18 protein-coding genes are annotated in these 19,331 nt (G+C 66.9%); 9 read left to right on the forward strand and 9 right to left on the reverse strand.

Going from position 1 to position 19,331, the window contains the following annotated elements:
* Window positions 1-48: 48 nt before the first annotated feature.
* From OHB26_RS15945 to rsmA, 3 genes are all read left to right on the forward strand, one after another.
* On the forward strand, window positions 49-1,209 hold the full coding sequence (locus tag OHB26_RS15945) for an alpha/beta fold hydrolase (protein WP_330184938.1): 1,161 nt from the start codon (window positions 49-51) through the stop codon (window positions 1,207-1,209).
* A gap of 101 nt (window positions 1,210-1,310) precedes the next feature.
* Entirely contained in the window at window positions 1,311-2,483 is a 1,173-nt protein-coding gene (locus OHB26_RS15950; RefSeq protein ID WP_442942954.1) for a lipase family protein, read from the forward strand.
* 104 nt (window positions 2,484-2,587) lie between these two features.
* Complete coding sequence (gene rsmA, locus OHB26_RS15955) at window positions 2,588-3,469, forward strand: 16S rRNA (adenine(1518)-N(6)/adenine(1519)-N(6))-dimethyltransferase RsmA (RefSeq protein ID WP_330184940.1); 882 nt, start codon at window positions 2,588-2,590, stop codon at window positions 3,467-3,469.
* A 46-nt stretch (window positions 3,470-3,515) separates the two neighbouring features.
* On the opposite strand, the gene OHB26_RS15960 is transcribed toward rsmA, so the two are convergent.
* From OHB26_RS15960 to OHB26_RS15980, 5 genes are all read right to left on the reverse strand, one after another.
* Entirely contained in the window at window positions 3,516-4,013 is a 498-nt protein-coding gene (locus tag OHB26_RS15960; RefSeq protein ID WP_330184941.1) for an LpqN/LpqT family lipoprotein, read from the reverse strand.
* A 134-nt stretch (window positions 4,014-4,147) separates the two neighbouring features.
* Window positions 4,148-6,403 carry a heavy metal translocating P-type ATPase gene (locus OHB26_RS15965; protein ID WP_330184942.1) on the reverse strand — a complete coding sequence of 752 codons (2,256 nt, stop codon included), beginning with the start codon at window positions 6,401-6,403 and terminating at the stop codon, window positions 4,148-4,150.
* Complete coding sequence (locus OHB26_RS15970) at window positions 6,403-7,296, reverse strand: hypothetical protein (RefSeq protein ID WP_330184943.1); 894 nt, start codon at window positions 7,294-7,296, stop codon at window positions 6,403-6,405. The genes OHB26_RS15965 and OHB26_RS15970 overlap by 1 nt, the downstream gene beginning before the upstream one ends.
* Window positions 7,297-7,503, reverse strand: coding sequence for a heavy-metal-associated domain-containing protein (locus OHB26_RS15975; RefSeq protein ID WP_330184944.1), 207 nt, complete (start codon window positions 7,501-7,503; stop codon window positions 7,297-7,299).
* A gap of 100 nt (window positions 7,504-7,603) precedes the next feature.
* The gene (locus tag OHB26_RS15980; RefSeq protein ID WP_330184945.1) at window positions 7,604-8,215 is read right to left on the reverse strand and encodes a TetR/AcrR family transcriptional regulator; all 612 of its coding nucleotides are present in this window, start codon (window positions 8,213-8,215) and stop codon (window positions 7,604-7,606) included.
* Between the two features lie 81 nt (window positions 8,216-8,296).
* On the opposite strand from OHB26_RS15980, the gene OHB26_RS15985 reads away from it, so the two are divergent.
* From OHB26_RS15985 to OHB26_RS15995, 3 genes are all read left to right on the forward strand, one after another.
* Window positions 8,297-9,049, forward strand: coding sequence for an SDR family oxidoreductase (locus OHB26_RS15985; RefSeq protein ID WP_330184946.1), 753 nt, complete (start codon window positions 8,297-8,299; stop codon window positions 9,047-9,049).
* A gap of 24 nt (window positions 9,050-9,073) precedes the next feature.
* Window positions 9,074-10,009 (forward strand): 4-(cytidine 5'-diphospho)-2-C-methyl-D-erythritol kinase, encoded by a 936-nt coding sequence (locus OHB26_RS15990; RefSeq protein ID WP_330184947.1) that lies wholly within the window; start codon window positions 9,074-9,076, stop codon window positions 10,007-10,009.
* 79 nt (window positions 10,010-10,088) lie between these two features.
* Window positions 10,089-11,876 (forward strand): ABC-F family ATP-binding cassette domain-containing protein, encoded by a 1,788-nt coding sequence (locus tag OHB26_RS15995; RefSeq protein WP_330184948.1) that lies wholly within the window; start codon window positions 10,089-10,091, stop codon window positions 11,874-11,876.
* 112 nt (window positions 11,877-11,988) lie between these two features.
* Here OHB26_RS15995 and OHB26_RS16000 read toward each other — a convergent pair whose 3' ends face one another.
* A complete protein-coding gene (locus OHB26_RS16000) occupies window positions 11,989-12,849 on the reverse strand; it encodes an Abi-alpha family protein (RefSeq protein ID WP_330184949.1) in 861 nt (286 codons plus the stop codon).
* Window positions 12,840-14,162 carry a hypothetical protein gene (locus OHB26_RS16005; protein WP_442942955.1) on the reverse strand — a complete coding sequence of 441 codons (1,323 nt, stop codon included), beginning with the start codon at window positions 14,160-14,162 and terminating at the stop codon, window positions 12,840-12,842. Before OHB26_RS16005 ends, OHB26_RS16000 begins: the two co-directional genes overlap by 10 nt.
* Window positions 14,163-14,489: 327 nt before the next feature.
* On the opposite strand from OHB26_RS16005, the gene OHB26_RS16010 reads away from it, so the two are divergent.
* Complete coding sequence (locus tag OHB26_RS16010) at window positions 14,490-15,317, forward strand: DUF4393 domain-containing protein (protein WP_330184951.1); 828 nt, start codon at window positions 14,490-14,492, stop codon at window positions 15,315-15,317.
* 115 nt (window positions 15,318-15,432) lie between these two features.
* On the forward strand, window positions 15,433-15,957 hold the full coding sequence (locus OHB26_RS16015) for a nuclear transport factor 2 family protein (RefSeq protein ID WP_330184952.1): 525 nt from the start codon (window positions 15,433-15,435) through the stop codon (window positions 15,955-15,957).
* Between the two features lie 111 nt (window positions 15,958-16,068).
* Here the strand turns inward: OHB26_RS16015 and OHB26_RS16020 are convergent, their stop codons facing one another.
* Entirely contained in the window at window positions 16,069-17,694 is a 1,626-nt protein-coding gene (locus tag OHB26_RS16020; protein WP_442942957.1) for a peptide chain release factor 3, read from the reverse strand.
* Between the two features lie 50 nt (window positions 17,695-17,744).
* Window positions 17,745-18,326: a TetR/AcrR family transcriptional regulator gene (locus tag OHB26_RS16025; RefSeq protein ID WP_330184953.1), complete on the reverse strand. Its 582-nt coding sequence runs from the start codon at window positions 18,324-18,326 to the stop codon at window positions 17,745-17,747.
* Window positions 18,327-18,434: 108 nt separating this feature from the next.
* On the opposite strand from OHB26_RS16025, the gene OHB26_RS16030 reads away from it, so the two are divergent.
* Window positions 18,435-19,103 (forward strand): lysophospholipid acyltransferase family protein, encoded by a 669-nt coding sequence (locus tag OHB26_RS16030; protein ID WP_330184954.1) that lies wholly within the window; start codon window positions 18,435-18,437, stop codon window positions 19,101-19,103.
* Window positions 19,104-19,331 lie beyond the last annotated feature (228 nt).

A 19,331-nucleotide genomic window follows, 5' to 3' on the forward strand; every position in this document is an offset into this window, starting at 1 on the left:
TCATTCCGCACCTGAATTGTTCACGGGTCGGGGCCTGATGGAGGATAAATGCGGTTGTTCGGTTGGCGCACGCGGATTTTCACCGCCGCGGTCGCTTCGGCGGGTTCATTGCTCATGGTTCCCGGAGCCCCGGCGCAGGCGGCGGAGGCGGGCGCCGTGATCGATACGACCGCCCGGCCCGACGGCTGGCGCGGTATGTCCAACGGCTCGGCCATCGACTACTGGACCACTCGCTCCAATGGCGAACCCGTCCAGGCCAGCGGCGCGCTGATCATTCCGCCCGGACCCGCACCCGTCGGCGGCTGGCCGATCATGGCGTATGACCACGGCACCTCCGGGCTCGGCCCCGGATGCGGCGGACAGAGCGATACCAGCGTCTTCAGCCGCCCCAAGGAAGACAAGATCCTGCAGTACTTCGTCGATAAGGGCTTCGCGGTCGTCGCACCGGACTACCTCGGACTCGGCAAATTCGACACCGGCCCGCACCCGTACCTGGAGACCCGCAGCGAGGCGAGCGCCACCGTCGATCTGGTGAAGGCCGCCCGCGAGGCACATCCGGAATTGTCGAAAACCTGGGCGTTGACCGGCTTTTCGCAGGGCGGGCACGCGGCGCTCGGCGCGGCCAACCTACAGGCGAGCACCGCGCCGGATCTGGATTTCCGCGGCACCATCGCGGTCGACCCGGCCTCGGATGTGGAGAAGTTCGTCCCCCTGGCCGGACCGTACGTGCCCGAGATTCCGGGCCAGAACGGTAACGCCATCGACGGATTCGTCGTCAGCATGCTGGTCGGGCTGCGCGAAACCCATCCCGAACTCGATCTGAACAGCTACCTGACCCCGCGCGGCCGGGAGATCTTCGATCAGGCGGGCGGCCTCTGCTTCAACGACATCATGAAGGCCGTCGACGGCGTCTCGGTCGGTGAGATGCTCGCCCGGCCGCTCGGCGACGAGCGCTTCCGCGCCGCGATCAACGAGTACATGACCGTGCCGACCAGCGGCTACAACGCGCCGATCCTGTTGCTGCTCAATGTGACCGATATGGTCGTGCCCTCACCGCTGCACGCCGCGCTCGCGGCCCAGTTCGCGGCCAACGGCGTGGACTTCAGCACGGTCACCGGCACCGGGCAGCACACCGATCTCAATCCGCAGATGTGGTCGGCCATCGACGCCTTCACCGCACGCGTGCTCGCCACTCCGACCAAGTCCTAACCGAGGGGCGGTGGCCCATCGGCAATCCATTGGCAAATAGATTGTCGGGGACGCACTCCGGAAGCCGAGTTGGCTTCCGGAGCGGAGCCGGTGGAGGAATTATGGGATTTACCAGTACTTTTACGCGAATTGCGACCGTTGGCGCAGTGGCTGCGAGCGCGTTGCTCGCTCTTCCAATGAGCTCGGCGCAGGCCGACCCCGCCGGAACACTGATTTCGGCAACCATGCAGCCCGACGGCTGGCACGGGCAGGTGAACGGTTCGATCGTGCAGTACTGGACCACCCGCTCCAATGGTGAACAGGTCCGGGCCAGCGGCACCATGTTCGTTCCCGCCGGGCCCGCGCCCGCGGGTGGCTGGCCGATCATGGCCTACGACCACGGCACCACCGGACTCGGCGCGAACTGCGGCGGCCAGACCGCTCCCGAACGCGCGCCGCTGCCCGGTGTGATGGCCGATGAGGACATCCTCATGCGGTACTTCGCGTCCAAGGGTTTCGCGGTCGTCGCACCGGACTACCTGGGGCTCGGCCTGTTCGACACCGGACCGCATCCGTATCTGGAGCTGCGCACCGAAGCCACCGCCACCATCGATCTGGTGCGCGCGGCCCGTTCGGCCAACCCGGAGCTGTCCCGCACCTGGGCGGTGACCGGCACCTCGCAGGGCGGTCACGCGGCGCTCGGCACCGCGAGCGTGCAGGTGGCCGCGGCCCCCGATCTCGACTTCCGCGGCACCGTCGCCATCGATCCGGCCTCGGATGTGGAGAAGGTGCTGCCCATCGCGGGGCCGTGGGTCCCCGAACTCCCGGGCAAGATCGGTGACGGTGTGAACGGCTTCGTCGTCAGCATTCTGGCCGGACTTCGCGCGGCCCGGCCCGAAGCGCAGGTCGACACCTATCTGACCGAACAGGGCCGTGCGCTGCTGGACGGCGTCGGCGACACCTGCCTGCCCGAGACCATCAAGCGCATGCGGGGGCTCACCATCGGTGAACTGCTCACCCGTCCGCTCACCGAGGGCCCGCTCAGCCCCGTGCTGCGCGACTACATGACCGTGCCGACCCGCGGCTACGACGCGCCGATTCTGTTGCTGCTCAACGCGACCGACACCACCGTGCCGTCCCCGCTACACGCCGCCCTGGCCACCCAGTTCGCCGCCAACGGCGTCGACTTCCAGGCCACCGTCGGTACCGGCTCGCACGGCAATGTCAATCCACGGATGTGGTCCGCCATGGACGCTTTCCTCAACCGCGTCCTGGCCACCCCGGTCCAGTCCTGACCGTCCTCCGTCCGGTGCGGCCCCGACGGGATCGCACCGGGCGGACGCGTGTCGGGCGCGGGGCGAGGCCGGACCGGCAAGCACGAGTTGATAGGTTTCGCAGGGTGTCCGAACCTGAAAACGCTGGTCGTGGAGAAGCCGCCCTGCTGGGCCCCGCCGAAGTGCGGGTGCTCGCCGAGCGGTTCGGGGTGCGCCCGACCAAGCAGCTCGGACAGAACTTCGTCCACGACGCCAATACCGTGCGGCGCATTGTCGCGGCGGCGGGCGTCACCCGCGATGATGTGGTGCTCGAGGTCGGCCCCGGTCTCGGTTCACTGACCCTGGCCATTCTCGATGTGGCCGATCGGACCATCGCGGTCGAGATCGATCCGAATCTGGCCGGACACCTGCCGAATACGGTGCAGGACCGCGCACCCGGCCTGGCCGACCGTCTCACCGTCGTGCTCGCCGATGCCCTGCGCGTCCAGGCCGCGGACCTGCCAGCCGCCCCGACGGCGCTGGTCGCGAACCTGCCCTACAACGTGGCCGTGCCCGTGCTGTTGCACCTGCTGGCCGAATTGCCGAGCATCCGAACAACTCTCGTCATGGTGCAGTTGGAGGTCGCCGACCGGCTCGCCGCCACCCCGGGCGGGCGCATCTACGGTGTCCCCAGCGTCAAGGCGGGCTTCTTCGGCACCGTTCGCCGCACCGGCACCGTCGGTCGCCAAATCTTCTGGCCCGTACCGCAGGTCGAATCCGGTCTGGTTCGTATCGACCGCTATGAAGAAGCGCCGTGGTCCATGGATGAAGACCATCGCAAGAAGGTATTCGAGGTCATCGACGCGGCCTTCGCCCAGCGCCGCAAGACCCTGCGCGCGGCCCTGTCCGGTTGGGCCGGTTCCCCGGTCGAAGCCGAAAGGCGTTTGGTGGCAGCCGGAATCGCCCCGACGGCCCGCGGCGAAACCCTCGACACCGCCGCCTTCGTCCGCCTCGCCGCGCAAGCCTGACCGATTGACCGGGGGCGGGCATTCGCCGCCCCCGGACACGTTCGACTCAGACGCGGATTTCCAGACCCTCCAGCAGCCCGGCTTCGATGCCGTCGCCATCGGCGCGCGCGGTCACGGTGAGCTGGACCAGGTACTCGTAATTGCCGACGGCGACGATCACATAGCGGGTGTGCACCCACAGGATCAGGGCATCGACGGAGTAGGTGCCGGTCACGGCCGCCGACGGAAAGCCTTGGTAGTCACCGATTTCCGCGTTCAGTTCGCGCCAGTCGGGGAGCTGCCGGGCATCCGCGAACGCGGACTCCAGCAGTTCGGCCGGGTTCGACGGCTTGGAGAGGCGGCCGACGAGCAGGACCACATTATCGGCCCAGCCGTTCTCGGGCGGGCGGGTGAAGACGCCGTACGCGCCGGGGAACATGGCGGCGTCCACCGCCGTCCACCCCTCGGCCAACGGCAGCGAAACCTCGGGCGCACCGGCCTCTCCCGGCTGCACCGGCGCGATCTCGATCTCCGCCGCGACCAGGTACTCGGCAATAGTCGTCACGAACTCTGCTCCTCGGGCATAGCGGGCGAGGCGGTCCCCACCGCTCGCCAGCCATTGAACACGATCCGCCGCTACGACGACCGACCGCACCCCGTCGGGGTGCGGTCGGAGCGCGGATCCTTCGAGCCGGTGCCTCAGCCCCGGAAGCGACGCAGCCGGAGGCTGTTGCTGACCACGAATACGCTGGACAGGGCCATGGCCGCACCGGCGAGCATGGGGTTCAGCAGGCCCGCGGCGGCCAGCGGAATGGCCGCCACGTTGTAGCCGAAGGCCCAGAACAGATTGCTCTTGATGGTGCGCAGGGTGGCCCGCGACAGTTTGATCGCGGTGGGGACCGAGCGCAGGTCGTCCCGGACCAGGGTGAGGTCCGCGGCCTGAATGGCGACATCGGTGCCGGTGCCCATGGCCAGGCCGAGATCGGCCTGGGCGAGGGCGGCCGCGTCATTGACGCCGTCGCCGACCATGGCGACCACCTTGCCCTGAGCCTGCAACTGCTTCACCACATCGAGCTTGTCGCTGGGCAGCACCTCGGCGATGACCTGGTCGATACCGACCTGATCCGCCACGGTGCGGGCGGTGGCCGCATTGTCACCGGTGAGCAGGACGGGGGTGAGTCCGAGTGCCCGCATCTCCGAGATCGCCTGTGCACTGGTGGGTTTGACGGCATCGGCGATGACGAGCACGCCGCGAGCCACACCGTCCCAAGCCACCACGATGGCGGTCTTTCCGGCCTGTTCGGCCCGAATCTTGGCGTCCGCCAATACCTCCGGCAGGGTGATCGACCAGTCTTCGAGCAGTTCGGTGCGTCCGATGACGACCGCCCGCTCACCGACCAGGCCCTGCACGCCCTTGCCGCCGTGGCTGACGAACTGCTCCACCTGCTCGGCGTACTTCGAAGGCGCAGTGAGGCCGCGATCGACGGCACCCTTGACCACGGCTTTGGCGACCGGGTGTTCGGAGCCGTGCTCCACCGCCGCCGCCACCGCGAGCAGCTCGTCCGGATCCACGTTCGCGGCCGGAATCGCCTCGGCGAGAGTCATTCTGCCGGTGGTGACGGTACCGGTCTTATCCAGCACCACGGTGTCGATGCGCCGCGTCGACTCCAGCACCTGCGGGCCCTTGATCAGGATGCCCAGCTGCGCGCCGCGGCCGGTGCCCACCAATAGCGCTGTGGGCGTGGCCAATCCGAGGGCACACGGGCAGGCGATGATCAGCACGGCCACCGCCGCGCCGAAGGCGGTCGCGACGGCGACACCGGTGCCGAGCCAGAAGCCCAGCGCCGCGACGGCGATCGCGATGACAATCGGCACGAAGATCCCGGCCACCTTGTCGGCGAGCCGCTGCACCGGCGCTTTCCCGTTCTGCGCCTCCTCGACCAGCGCGGCCATCTGCGCCAGTTGGGTATCCGCGCCGACCCGGGTGGCGCGCACGGTCAGCAGACCACCCGCGTTCACCGTCGCGCCGACCACGGCATCGCCGGGCGCCACCTCGACCGGCACCGATTCGCCGGTCAGCATGCTCATATCCAGGGCCGAACTGCCCTTGACCACAACACCGTCGGTGGCGATCTTCTCGCCGGGCCGGACCAGGAATTCCTCGTCGACCCGCAGTTCACCCACGGGGATACGGGTTTCGACACCGCCGCGCAGGACCGCCACATCCTTCGCGCCCAGTTCCAGCAGGGCCCGCAGCGCGGATCCGGCCTTCTCCTTGGATCGGGTCTCGAAGTAGCGACCCGCCAGAATCGCGGTGATCAGCGTCGCCGCCACCTCGAAGTAGAGCGCCGAGGACGAGTCGCCGCGCGAAATGGCAAGGCTGAAGGGGTGTTTCATACCCGCCATACCGGCATCGCCGAAGAACAGCGCGTACACCGACCACCCGAAGGCGGCCAGGGTGCCCAGCGAGATGAGCGTATCCATCGTCGCCGCACCGTGTTTGGCGTTCACCCAGGCGGCCCGGTGGAATTGCGCGCCGCCCCACACCACGATGGGTGCGGTCAGCGTCAGCGAAAGCCACTGCCAGTTGGTGAATTGCAGCGCCGGAATCATGGCCATGGCGACCACGGGCACGGCCAGCGCTAGCGTCACCAGCAGTCGATGCCGCAGCAGTCGGGTCGCGCTCGGAGCCGAATTATCTTCGGTATCAGCCGATTTCACCGGTTCGGTATTGTGTACGGCGGCCGTGTATCCGGTATCGACGACCTTGGCGATCAGCTCATCGGTGGTCACCGACTCCGGGAAGCTGACCTTCGCCTTCTCGGTGGCGTAGTTCACCGTGGCGGTGACGCCGTCGATCCGATTGAGCTTCTTCTCGATGCGGGAGGCGCAGGAGGCGCAGGTCATACCGCCGATTTCCAGCTCGATGGACCGCTCCTGCGTTGGGGCGCTCATCAGTGACCTCCTCCGTGCTGCGAGTGCGCGTCCGAAGCGGATGCGGCGGTGGTTGTCTCATCGGTGAATTCGGCGGTGTGGACCTTGCCGCCGTGCCGGAAGTCCAGGTACAGGCGGTAGACGCCATCGCTCGGCGCCTGGGCGTGGAAGGCGACCTCCGGTCCGGGAGCGGTCTTCCCGACCTCGCCCTCGGGGTGCACATGCAGGTAGGCGAGGTCACTGGCCCGCAGTGCGACCAGGTGCGCGTACGCGCCCAGGTAGGGCTGCAGATCGGTGACGGGCTTACCGTCGCGGGTGACGTCGAACTTCAATTCGCTTCCGGCGGTGGACAAATCACCGGTCAGGGTGACCTGGTAGCCGTCCACCTGTGCCGTCTTCGATACCGGCGGCAGTGGCTTGGTCACCGCGTTCCCGTCCACCTGAACGGTCCGGCTGAGCGTCAGTTCGCCCGGGCCGCCGGCGGGGGAGAAGTCGGTGAAGACCCGATAGTTACCGGGCTCGGCCCAGTTCCAGTCGATGGACCAGGTGCCGTCCGCGGTGAGTGCGGGATGGACGTGCCGGAACTGGCTCGCATCCGACCGCACCACGATCAGATGCAGGTTCTGCTCGTGCAGGGTGTTGTACTTGGTGACGGTGCCCTGCGGTCCGGTGATCCGGAAACGCAGGGCCCCTTGCTGATTCGCGACGGTGGGGGCGGTGACATCGGTGAGGGCGTAACCCTGCTCGCTGTTCGCGAGCCCGGGGGCCGCTTCGGTCTGATGTTCGGAGTGCGCGGAGGTCGTGCCGGAGGCCGACTCGGTCGGATCACCCACCAGGGCGCCGATACCGAGTGCGGCCCCGAACAGTACGACCAGTCCACCGCCGAAGGCGGCGAACTTCAGTCGATCGTTCATTCAGCTCGCCACCTCGTACCCGGCTTCGTCGACGGCGGCCACGACAGCGGCAGCGGCGATCGGAGCGGCGGACTCGACCTTGACCAGGCCGGAGGCCAGATCGACATCGACACTGGTGACACCGTCGATCTTGCCGATCTCCTGCTGAACCGACCCGACGCAGTGGCCGCAGGTCATGCCGGTGACGGTGTAGGTGCTGGTGGCCATTTCGACTCCTCGACTCGCGCTATACGGTGTGGGGGTATCCCCGAACACCTCTGAAACATACCCCCCATGGGTACCTGGCGCAAGCGGTTGGCCGGAAAATTCAGCGCTCGGCGGCCCCGGATTTCGGCCACACCTGTAGTGCCAGCTCAGCGACCTGTCGCAGCTCGTCGCGGCTCGCACCATCGCGCGCGGACTGCGACATGCCCTGCATGACCACGCCGATATAGCGGGCCAGCACCCGTGCATCGGTATCCGCCGGTAGTCGCCCCGCGGTGATATCGACTCCGATGCGCTCGGCGAAGGCAGTCACGTTCGCGGTGCGCATGGCCTCGAGCATGGCCGCGACCTCGGGGTTCGTGGTGTTGATCCCGGCGCTGATCACCATGCAGCCGTTCGGAAGTCCCGGTTCGGTGTACTCCAGGGCCGCCTCGCGCAGGGTGCGGGCGACCGCGTCCCAGGCCGTCGGCTCCTCGGCGAGCGCACGCGCCGCGAAGCCCGCGTACTGGTTCACGTACACCTCGATGGACTCGTTGAACAGCTGCTGTTTATCGCCGAACGCGGCGTAGAGGCTGGGTGCGCCGATGCCGAGTTCGCCGGTGAGATCGCTGATCGAGGTGGCCTCGTAGCCCTGTCGCCAGAACAGTCGCAGCGCTTTGTCCAGCGCGGCGTCGCGGTCGAATTTCCGGGGTCGGCCCCGGGTGGGAGTGGCCATGCCGCACATTTTATAGCGCTCGCTAGATAATGTGCTACGGTCCCATTCTGTAACGATCGCTAGATAAAAGGAGCGCAGCTCATGAGCACCCTCGCAGGCAAGACGGCACTGGTCACCGGCAGCGGACGCGGTATCGGACGCGCCATCGCACTTCGGTTGGCGAAGGACGGCGCCCGGGTGGCCGTGCACTACAACGGCAATGTCGCCGCCGCCAAGGAGACCGTCGCCGCGATCGAGAACGCGGGCGGTTCGGCCTTCGCCATCCAGGCCACCCTCGGCGTGCCCGGCGATGCGCAAACCCTGTGGAGCGCGTTCGACGCGCACGCGGACGGGCTCGACATCCTGGTCAACAACGCGGGCACCGACGGCATCCGCGAACCCATCACCGGCACCGATGAGGCATCCTTCGACCGCGTCTTCGCGATCAACACCAAATCGCCGTTCTTCGTCACCAAGCTGGGCCTGGATCGGCTGCGGGACAACGGCCGCATCGTCAATGTCTCCACCGGGCTCACCCGTGGCGCCTACCAGCCGCAGTTGCTCGCCTACACCATGACCAAGGCCGCCATCGATGCCCTGACCAGCATCCTCGCCAAAGACCTTGCCTCCCGGGGGATTACGGTGAACGCCGTCGCCCCCGGCGCGATCGATACCGATATGAACGCCGATTGGCTCCGCACGCCCGAGGGGCAGGCCGCCACCGCCGCCCGCTCCCCGCTGCATCGGGTCGGCCAGCCCGCCGATGTGGCGGACATCGTGGGCTTCCTGGCATCCGAGGATTCCCGCTGGGTGACCGGCCAGTGGATCGATGCCACCGGTGGCGCGCTCCTGTAGGGAACTGCAACTAGGCTGTCCGGCGTGCTGTCTGTTGTGCCCAGCCCCGTCGTCGTGCGCGCGCCCTCGAAGGTGAACCTGCACCTCGGGGTGGGCGATCTTCGCGAGGACGGATACCACGACCTCACCACGGTTTTCCAAGCCCTGTCGCTGAGTGACGATCTGGAGATCTCGCCCGCCGCCGCCCTCACCGTGCGGGTCACGGGCGAGAGCGCCGATCAGGTGCCCACCGATCGCGGAAACCTGGTGTGGCAGGCCGCCGTCCGCCTGGCACCGCTGGGCGGCTGCGCGCCACTGGTCGAGATCGCCATTGCCAAGGGCATTCCGGTGGCGGGCGGTATGGCCGGTGGTAGCGCCGATGCCGCCGCCGCCCTGCTCGGCCTGAACGACCTGTGGGAGCTCGGCCTCTCACGCGGCGAATTGTCCGCTATCGCAGCGGAGCTCGGCAGTGATGTCCCCTTCTCCCTGCACGGTCAGACCGCGCTGGGGCGTGGCCGCGGTGAGGAACTCCTTCCGGTGTTGTGCCGCAACACCTTCCACTGGGTCCTCGCCCTGGCCAAGGGCGGGCTCTCCACCCCGGCGGTCTTCCACGAACTCGACCGCCTGCGCGAAATCGGCGAACCGCCCCGCCTCGGCAGCCCCGAAGCCCTGCTGCAGGCGCTGGCCTCCGGCGACCCCCAGCAGCTCGCGCCGCTACTCGGCAACGACCTGCAAATCGCGGCCCTGTCCCTGAAGCCCGAACTCCGCCGGACCCTGCGCGCGGGCGTCACCGCGGGTGCCCTGGCGGGCATAGTCTCCGGCTCCGGCCCGACCTGCGCGTTCCTCTGCGAATCCGAGGACGCCGCCGTCGCGGTCGCCGCCGAACTCTCCGGCGCGGGCGTCTGCCGCAGCGTCCGCACCGCCTACGGCCCGGTCCCCGGCGCTCGCATCCTCAGCAGTCCCGTCGACCCGAAGCGCTGACTTCAGCGTGATCTCCGCCCCTCGGTAGGCTGGGCGAGGGGCAATCACCGTTTGCGCCGTCGATGCGACAGAAGGATTCATGGCCAACCTGATCAACCTGGAACAGGTCAACAAGAGTTTCGGGATCAAGCCTCTGCTCGAGAACGTCTCCCTTGGCGTGCAGGAGGGGGAGCGGATCGGGGTCGTGGGTCTGAACGGCGGCGGTAAGACCACGCTGCTCGAGGTATTGACGGGGCTCGAGCCGCCGGACAGCGGGCGGGTAAGCCGAGTGGGCGGCCTGCGGATGGCCGTGGTCACTCAGCGTGGTGTGCTGCCCGAGGGCGCGACCGTCGGTGAAGTGGTGCTCGCCGGACTCGCCGAGGACCAGATGACCGATGGCGTCGCCGAGCACGAATGGGCCTCCAATACCCGCATTCGCAATGTCGTCGAGGGCATCGGCATCGCCGACCTCGGGATGGATTCGCTCGTCGGCAATCTCTCCGGTGGCGAGCGCCGTCGTACCGCATTGGCCGCCGCCCTGGTCCGAGATCTGGATCTGCTGGTCCTGGACGAGCCCACCAACCACCTCGATGTCGAGGGCGTGCAGTGGCTCGCCGAACACCTGGTGTCCCGTCGCAGCGCGCTGATTGTCGTCACTCACGATCGCTGGTTCCTCGATACCGTCGCGTCCCGCACCTGGGAGGTGCAGGGCGGCAAGGTGGAGACCTACGAGGGCGGCTACAACGATTGGATCTTCGCCCGCGCCGAGCGCTCCCGGCAGGCCGACGCCAGTGAGGCGCGCCGCCAGAACCTGGCCCGCAAGGAGCTCGCCTGGCTGCGTCGCGGCGCGCCCGCGCGAACCTCCAAGCCGCGCTACCGAATCGAGGCCGCCGAAGCGCTCATCGCGAATGTGCCAGCCCCGCGCGACAGTGTCGCCCTGGCGTCCTTCGCGCGTAAACGGCTGGGCCGCGTGGTGATCGAGCTCGAGGACGCCACCCTCGCCACCCCGGACGGCCGGGAACTGGTGCAGGACTTGACCTGGCGACTCGCGCCGGGCGAACGCGTCGGTCTGGTCGGGGTGAACGGCTCCGGTAAGACCACGCTACTGCGTGCCCTCGCGGGTGAGCAGGAGTTGAAGTCCGGTAAGCGGATCGAGGGCAAGACCATCCAGATCGGCTGGCTGCGCCAGGAACTCGACGATCTGCCGCTGGATATGCGGGTGCTGGAGGCGGTTCAGGATGTCGCCATGCGAACCATGCTGGGCGATAAGGAGATCAGCGCCAGCCAGCTCGCCGAGCGTCTGGGCTTCACCCCCGCCAAACAGCGCACCCCCGTCGGTGATCTCTCCGGTGGTGAGCGCCGCCGTCTGCAGCTCACCCGAATCCTGATGAGCGAGCCCAATGTGCTGCTCCTGGACGAGCCCACCAACGATCTGGATATCGACACCCTCCAGCAGCTGGAAGACCTCCTGGACAACTGGGCGGGCACCATGGTCGTCATCTCGCACGACCGGTACCTGGTGGAGCGCATCTGCGACACCACCTGGGCGCTGTTCGGCGATGGGAAGCTCACCAACCTGCCCGGCGGTATCACCGAGTATCTGAAGAAGCGCGCGGTCATCGCGGCCGCTGCTTCACCGAAGCCGGTCGCCGCGAATTCCTCAGCGGCAGCGACGGATTCGGCCACCTACCGCGCGGCCCGCAAGGAGCTCTCCAAGCTGGAGCGCTCGATTCAGAAACTGGACGAGCGCGAGGCGAAGCTGCACGCCGCCCTGGCGGACGCGGCCACCACCCCGGACAAACTCATCGCCCTGGGAACCGAACTGAAGCAGGTCCAAACCGAAAAGGAAGCCGCCGAAGAGCGCTGGCTCGAACTCGCCGACCTCTGACGCGGTCGCTATTCCGGCGCGCCACCCCTCGTCATCCCGGCGCGTTTTGGCCGGGATCTCGCTGAGTCAGGTGGATCCCGGCCAAAAACATGCCGGGATGACGGGAAAGTGCTTACCCGTGCTGCTCTATGCGCGCTGGCTGATCCAGACTCGGGATCGGCAGGCAGGTGCGCACGAAGCCCGCACCGAATGAGGTGAGTTCGATTGTGCGATAGAGGACTTTGGTGCCGAACCCCGCTCGCTTCAGCAGGCGGCGCACCTCGGGCTGCGCCTCCAACAGCTGATAGCGGTTGGGGTTGCCGAGGGGTTCGCGGGTGATATCGACCAGACCGAGCCGGTCCAGATTGGTGAGGTACTCCTCGACCCGATTCGGGTAGCGCAGACCGGCGTCCTCACCGAGCAGGTTGAACTGGCCGCCATTGGCATTGCGGCCGCCGCGCACCTCGAGCAGCGGCTGCGGTCCGTCGAGGTAGAGGTACCTCACGATGCGGGCCTCATCGGGGGCCAGCTCGCCGAGAATACGGGCGTAGGCGGGATGCCGATGCGCATCGTCGTCATCATGGAATTCGGCTGAGCGGCGTAGTAATTCGGCGCCTCGAGCGCGCAGTGCACTGCTGGAGGAGGGCTCGGTGGCGGTGATCGAGGCGGCCTCCGGAGCGGTCACGCCCAGTGCCTGCCGTACCGAATGCCGTACCTGCGCACCGGCTTCGGAGAGAATCTCACGCGGGGCCTGACCGGCCATACTGCCGCGCAACACCACCGAGGTGACTCCGAACGCGGTGCTCAAACCCCATACCCCGGCCTCGACCGCGGCCGACATGGCAACGCGCACCACACCTGTCGCCGCTCGCACCGGCCCGGCCGCGGCCGTCGGCGCGAGGTGAACCGGCAGCGGCGCGGCGGGGCGCAGCACCAGTTCGGCGGAGGTATCGGCGGGTTCCCCTTCGCCCGAATCGGTTTCGGTCATATCCATGAGGTAGCCACTCCTGTTCCGAAGATCAGGAGGTGAGCGTAACCGGCTATGAGCCCCAGCACACCGCCATGGACAAACAAGAGCCATTCATCTTGTTTGATGGCCGAACGCAGCATGTCCACGAACTCCGGCGGCGGCAGCGCCGACATTTGTTTGGCGATGTACTCCTGCACCTGCTTGCCCTGGCGCACGTTGAACTCCGGGTCCGCGAAGGCGATCGGGGCGATCTTCATGGACTCGGCGGTGAAACTGTCCTGCAGCGAGTCGTATTCGCGATTGCCCAGGAAGAACTTCACCGCACCGCGGGCGGGGCCGAGCGCATGATCGGCCGCGGGCTTGAGGGTGTCGGTGAGCATCTGCATGGTGCGATCCGAGCGTGGTCCGTTGAGCAGCTCGTCACCGATATTGGCGACGGTCATGATCTGGCTGGCGACCATGTCCGCATAGCCCTCGGTGATCTCGGGCTGCCGCTTGATCAGCAGCCCCTGCCGCCACGGGCACCACCACTTGGGGTAGGCGGGCGCGAAGATCATATTGATGCCGACCCAGTTGACCACCCAGCCGATGATGATCCCGCCGATCGGCAGTACGGCCAGCGCGGACCATCCGGTCCCATGCAGAATGCCGACCAGCACCAGACCCATGGGAGCGCCGAAGTAGAAGCCGAAGTTCTGCATGAATCGCAGTTCCTTCGCGCCCAGCACCTGGAAGAGACTGTTGAGCAACTGTGGTCGCGCCTGGAAGTACCGAATCACCATCTGCTTGACGTCCAGCAGTTGATCGATGTTGTTGCCGAGTTCTTCGGTGAGTGCGTGCAGGATTTCGGGTAGCTGCTCCCGAACGCGCGTGTGCACCATCTCGCGAACGCCATTGGGCAGGTTGTACCAAAGTTGCGGATGTTCGCGTCGCAGGATCTCTTCCACGATGTCGCGAATCTGGAGTTCCGCTGTTTCAACAAAATGTTCCGCGAGCTTGTCGGGCTCGAGTTCTCGATAGAAGTCGCCGACATTCCCGAGTTTCGCCAGCCCTTTGTCGACGGCGATACTCGCCATCTTGTCCGCCCGCGAGGGAACGATGCCCTGCCAGCCCATCCGCCCGTCGTACTGCAGCAGCGGCAGCACCTGAATCCGCTTGGGCAGGAAGGGAAACAGGGCCGCAAGGCCGGGCATCCGAAAGCCGTGGAAGGCGACCGGCTTGAACAGCATCAGCACGCCGGTCCAGTTGGTGATGTAACCGATAACGCCGGTGAACAACGGAATCGTGATCAGTTCCAGCAAAATTGTCGGGTGGACTCCGAAGACACTCTCTAGCAACGTCACCCTCCTGCCGACCACGCACCGGTACCACCGCCGGCGTCAACCCCATCGGCGTACCGGACCTTACTTCGGATTCAGGAAGTGAGTCCAGTGAGAGAGTGTCTGGGTCGGAGATCTGTGTCACAGTGGTTGCCCCGGTGTTCCACTCATTCGAGTTCACCAACGAGAATGACGGGGGTTCACCGAACCTGTAGGTCTGTCGGGGGCAATAATCTGTGGACGAATCAGTTCACCTGGCAATATTCGGAGATGGACGTGACAGACGACAGGACCGGGCAGTCGCAGGGGGGTGCAGGCGAGGTGGTCCGTCCGGGTCCCCGTGCCGTGGAACGCAGTTCGGACGTCGAGCAGCGCCAGATCAGCAATGAGGCGCGACTGATTCGCGGTGTCTTCCGGGCGGCGGGGCTCGCGGTCGGCACCGCGGCGCGCTCGGGCCAGTGGGCGGTCGAGACGAGCTTCGATATCACCAAGCAGTTGACGCAGGCGGCCTTGGACGGGGAATCCTCGGCCGATATCGCCGAGCGCACGGGTGCGGCGCTGCGGTCCATCGCGCGCAGCGCACTCGGCGTCACCGAGGGTTCGGTGCGCGAAATCGTCAGCTATGTACCGACTCCCGTGGGTGGGCCGAGCCAGACGGCCATCGGCGTCGGGGGTCTGCTGCGCTCGGCCTCCAGCGAGGAGCTGCGCCGCCGCGGTGACGCTCTGCTCGCGCGCTCGGCCGATGTCTACTTCAACGAGGATGTGCACCCGGCCTACGACCGCATCCTCGATCAGCTCGCACCCGATGAGGCGCGCATTCTGCGTTTCATGGCCCTGAACGGACCGCAGCCGACCGTCGATGTGCGGACCAACCGCCCGCTCGGCATCGGTTCGGAACTGGTCCAGGGCGATCTCACCTCGGTACCGGAGCAGGCGGGCGTGCGCTACCCGGACCGCTCCCGCCACTATCTGATCAACCTCAACCGCCTCGGTCTGACCACCACCTCCGATGATCCGGTGGTGCTCTCGCGCTACATGGTGCTGGAGGTGCAGCCGGTGGTGGAGTCGGCCCTCAAGAAGGCGGGCCGCGCCCCCAAGATCGTCCGAAAGAGTCTGCGCCTGACCGAATTCGGCGAAGACTTCTGCACCACCTGCTTCAGCATCGGCAACTGAGATGCCCCGCACCCCGATTTGAATCGGGGTGTGCGGTATCTGCCCGGTAGCGATCCGGTACAGATCTGCTCCAAATGCAGCGGTATCCCGCACCTCTGATGGGATTGTGGGTGTTATGGATTCCGATGCGGTAGCCGCGATCAGCCGGTTGAAGTTCCGGTATCTGCGTGCCCTCGACACCAAGTCGTGGGAGGAGTTCGCCGACACCATGATCCCGGAGGCGACCGCCACCTACAGCGAGTACCTCCAATTCGAGTCCCGCGACGCGTTCCTGGCCTTCATGCGCAACACCCTCGGCCCGCACGTCATCACCGAACACCGCTGCGACCACCCGGAGATCGATGTCACCGGCGATACCGCCGTCGGCACCTGGTACCTCGCCGATACGGTGCTGATTCCGGGCCACAATATGCTGCTGCGCGGCGCGGCCTTCTACACCGACCAGTACGTCAAGTGCGATGACGGCAACTGGCGCATCGCGCACACCGGTTATGAACGCACCTACGAGGTGGTCCTGTCGCTCTCGGATCTGCCGAGCCTGCGCCTGACCTCCAGCCGCTGGGGACTCATCGCCCGCGATCCGGCCGATACTCCCCGCACCGATCCCATGCCGCCGGATGCCACGGGCACCATGGGCTGACTCACCCCGCTCGTCATCCAGGCATGCTTCTGGCCGGCATCCACACCGCCCAGTTGGCAGCCGACATCGGTGGATCCCCGCCAAAAACGCGCCGGGATGACGGGGAGACCGCTAGTCCGCGGTGGCTACCAGCGGTTCGAGAGTCAGGGTGGGGTGTTCCTTCTGGATGTAGGCCAGTTTCCATTTGTCACCGAAGAGGGCGAGCATGACGCCGTCGGTGCGGGTGAAGACCTCCACGCCGCGCTGGCGGCCGAGCTCGACCGCCGATTCGGCGTCGGTGCGGCGGGCCAACTGGTACGGGAGGAAATCGAGCTGGGTCTCGACGTTGTACTCGCCGAGCATGCGTGCGGTGACCACCTCGAACTGCATGGGTCCGACAGCGGCGAGTACCGGTGACGCGTCGCCGCGAATGTCGTTGCGCAGCACCTGAACCACGCCTTCGGAGTCGAGCTGATCGATGGCCTTGCGGAACTGCTTGTACTTGCCCGCGCTCTGCGCGCGCAGGGTGGCGAAATGCTCCGGCGCGAACGACGGGATCGGCGGGAACTGCACTTTCTTGTCCGCGTACAGGGTGTGCCCGGGGGCCAGCGCGGTCGCGTTGACCAGACCCACCACATCACCCGGGTACGCGGTATCGACGGTGGTGCGCTCGCGGCCGAAGATGGTGAGCGCGTACTTGGTGGCGAACGGGCGACCGGTCTGCGCGTGCGTGACCACCATGCCGCGCTCGAATTCGCCGGAGACGATGCGCATGAACGCGAGCCGGTCGCGGTGCGCGGTATCCATACCGGCCTGCACCTTGAAGATGACCGCGCTGAACGGCGCGTCGGTCTCGCGCGGCTGCTCATTGATATCGATGCGTGCGCGGGGTGCGGGCGCGAGCTCGATGAGCGTCTCGAGGAGTTGGCGCACACCGAAATTCAGCATGGCGGAGCCGTAGATCACCGGTGAGGTGTGCCCCGCCAGGAACAGTTCCTGATCGTGATCCTGGCCTGCGGCCGAGAGCAGTTCGCTCTCCTCGACGGCGGTGATCCAGGCTTCGCCCTCGCGTTCGGCGGCCTCTTCCGGGGTGAGGTGCTCCTCGGGCGCGATGGTCGCGCCGCCCGCGGTACGGGTGAAGTGGATGTACTCGGCCGGTGCGCCCTCTTCGCCGCGCCGCAGCAGACCGCGGAAATCACCGGCGATACCGACGGGCAGGAACAGTGGAGTCGGGGTGAGACCGATCCGATCGGTGATCTCGTCCAGGAGTTCCAGGGGCGCCTGACCCGGCCGGTCCCACTTGTTGATGACGGTGATGACGGGAATCCCGCGATCGCGCGCGACCTGGAAGAGCTTGAGCGTCTGCGGTTCCAGGCCCTTGGCCGCGTCGATGAGCATGACGGCCGCGTCGACCGCGGTGAGCACGCGGTAGGTGTCCTCCGAGAAGTCGGAGTGACCGGGGGTGTCGACGAGATTGATCACGCACTCGCCGTATTCGAACTGCAGGGCCGTGGAGCTGACGGAGATACCGCGCGCCTTCTCCATCTCCATCCAGTCCGAGACCGTCGATTTGCGTCCGGCCTTGCCGTGGATCGCGCCCGCCTCGGAGATCACCTTGGCGTGCAGCGCCAGCGCCTCGGTCAGCGTCGACTTACCTGCGTCGGGATGGGAGATCACCGCGAAGGTGCGCCGCCGGGCCACCTCGTCGGCCAACCGCCCTTTTTGGGGCGTGGTCGCACTGGTAGTCGGGGAACTCACGGGGGACTCCTTCACAGACGAGGCAACCGAACCAGGGTACGCGAACACCCTCACCTGGGCAGGTGGCGGGTGATGGCGGAGGTGACCAGTCGGTCGGGGTCGAAGCCCGGGGCCATGGCCTCGAGGCTGCGATTGGCGACCAGGGTCGCCACCCCGTGCAGGTTGGTCCAGAGGCCGAGGGCGATTTCGTCGGTGTCAGGGGGGTTGCCATCGGTGGTCGGGGGAGCGCTGGCGGTGGCGACGAGATCGCGCCAGCGGCGGAACATCGGCAGCGTGGTGGTGGCCCGCAGGTTCTCGCCCGCGCCCTCCAGGAGGTCGTGGCGGAACATGAGAGTGAACATCTCCGGGCGTTCGACGGCGAACTCCACATAGGTCCGGCAGGTGCGGTCGAGGCGTTCGCGGGGTGAATCACCCTGTATCGCTTCGAGTCTCGCGCCGAGATCGGCGTAACCCCGGGCGGCGATGGCGGCCAGCAGCGAATTATGGGTGGGGAACCAGCGGCGGGGCGCACCGTGCGAGACGCCCGCCTCGCGGGCGATGGCGCGCAGCCCGAGTTGGCCCGCGCCGACCTGTTCGAGCATGTCGACTCCGGCGCTGACCAGTCGCTCGCGCAGTGGCTCAACCACATTCATGTCGGACATCCTCCCAAGTCTTCCGGGGCGATTCGCCGTAGACATTGTCTACCAGGTGGTGTAGACGTTGTAGACAGTGTCTACGGAACTCGTAACGGGGAGAACTTCATGTGGTACTGGCTGTTGAAGCATGTGTTCGTCGGACCGCTGCTCAAACTCCTGGGCAGACCGGAAATCGAAGGACTGCGGCATGTTCCGGCCGGCGGCCCGGTGATCATCGCGGCCAACCATCTGGCGGTGGTGGATTCGCTGTATCTGTGCCTGGTGCTGCCCCGCAAGGTCACCTTCATCGCCAAACAGGAGTACTTCACCACCGGTGGGTTCCGGGGGCGGGTGAATCGCTGGGTCATGAACGCCACCGGGCAGGTGTCGGTGGATCGCACCGGCGGCCGGGCCGGGGGTGATTCACTCGCGGCGGCCGTGCGAATTCTGGAGCGGGGCGGTGTCTGGGGCATCCACCCCGAGGGCACCCGCTCGCCGGACGGTCGCATCTATCGCGGTCGTACCGGCGTGATCCGAGTCGCCATGCAGACCGGTGCTCCCGTGATCCCGGTGGTGCTCTCCGGCACCGATCGGATGAATCCGCGTCACCGCCGCCTACTGCGCCCGGCGAAGGTGCGCATCTCCATCGGTCGCCCGCGTTACTTCGTCCCGGCCGACCGGTGCGGTGTGCGACAGGCGACCGATGAGCTCATGGCCGATCTGGTGCGCCGCTCCGGCCGCCCCTATGTGGATTGCTACGCGGCCACATTCACCGAGCGGGCCGAGGCCGCCTAGTTCGCCCGCGACGCGCGTATAGCTCGAGGTGGGGGCGGTGTGGAGCATCTATGACCGCGTGTTAGAGTCTTCAGGTTGTCTCGGCGAGGGTGCGACACCCCAAAAATGTCCACCGTGATCGACGGGTTTCGGCTTCCGGCCGTCCCTGTTGGTCTTCGCCAGACGAATAGACCAACATCGCGCCAGGGCGGCAAGTTCCCCTGGCCAGCACGCTGACATCAGCCCGGA

This window comes from Nocardia sp. NBC_01503 (assembly GCF_036327755.1).
GTDB lineage: Bacteria > Actinomycetota > Actinomycetes > Mycobacteriales > Mycobacteriaceae > Nocardia.

Bases quoted from the DNA above. Each gene is read 5' to 3' on its own strand.
- OHB26_RS16015 (WP_330184952.1), top strand. From the start codon at position 15,433: ATGGATTCCGATGCGGTAGCCGCGATCAGCCGGTTGAAGTTCCGGTAT.
- OHB26_RS15950 (WP_442942954.1), top strand. From the start codon at position 1,311: ATGGGATTTACCAGTACTTTTACGCGAATTGCGACCGTTGGCGCAGTG.
- OHB26_RS15995 (WP_330184948.1), top strand. From the start codon at position 10,089: ATGGCCAACCTGATCAACCTGGAACAGGTCAACAAGAGTTTCGGGATC.
- OHB26_RS15985 (WP_330184946.1), top strand. From the start codon at position 8,297: ATGAGCACCCTCGCAGGCAAGACGGCACTGGTCACCGGCAGCGGACGC.
- OHB26_RS15945 (WP_330184938.1), top strand. From the start codon at position 49: ATGCGGTTGTTCGGTTGGCGCACGCGGATTTTCACCGCCGCGGTCGCT.
- OHB26_RS16030 (WP_330184954.1), top strand. From the start codon at position 18,435: ATGTGGTACTGGCTGTTGAAGCATGTGTTCGTCGGACCGCTGCTCAAA.
- OHB26_RS16025 (WP_330184953.1), bottom strand. From the start codon at position 18,326: ATGAATGTGGTTGAGCCACTGCGCGAGCGACTGGTCAGCGCCGGAGTC.
- OHB26_RS15975 (WP_330184944.1), bottom strand. From the start codon at position 7,503: ATGGCCACCAGCACCTACACCGTCACCGGCATGACCTGCGGCCACTGC.
- OHB26_RS16000 (WP_330184949.1), bottom strand. From the start codon at position 12,849: ATGGATATGACCGAAACCGATTCGGGCGAAGGGGAACCCGCCGATACC.
- OHB26_RS15965 (WP_330184942.1), bottom strand. From the start codon at position 6,403: ATGAGCGCCCCAACGCAGGAGCGGTCCATCGAGCTGGAAATCGGCGGT.
- OHB26_RS15970 (WP_330184943.1), bottom strand. From the start codon at position 7,296: ATGAACGATCGACTGAAGTTCGCCGCCTTCGGCGGTGGACTGGTCGTA.
- OHB26_RS15980 (WP_330184945.1), bottom strand. From the start codon at position 8,215: ATGGCCACTCCCACCCGGGGCCGACCCCGGAAATTCGACCGCGACGCC.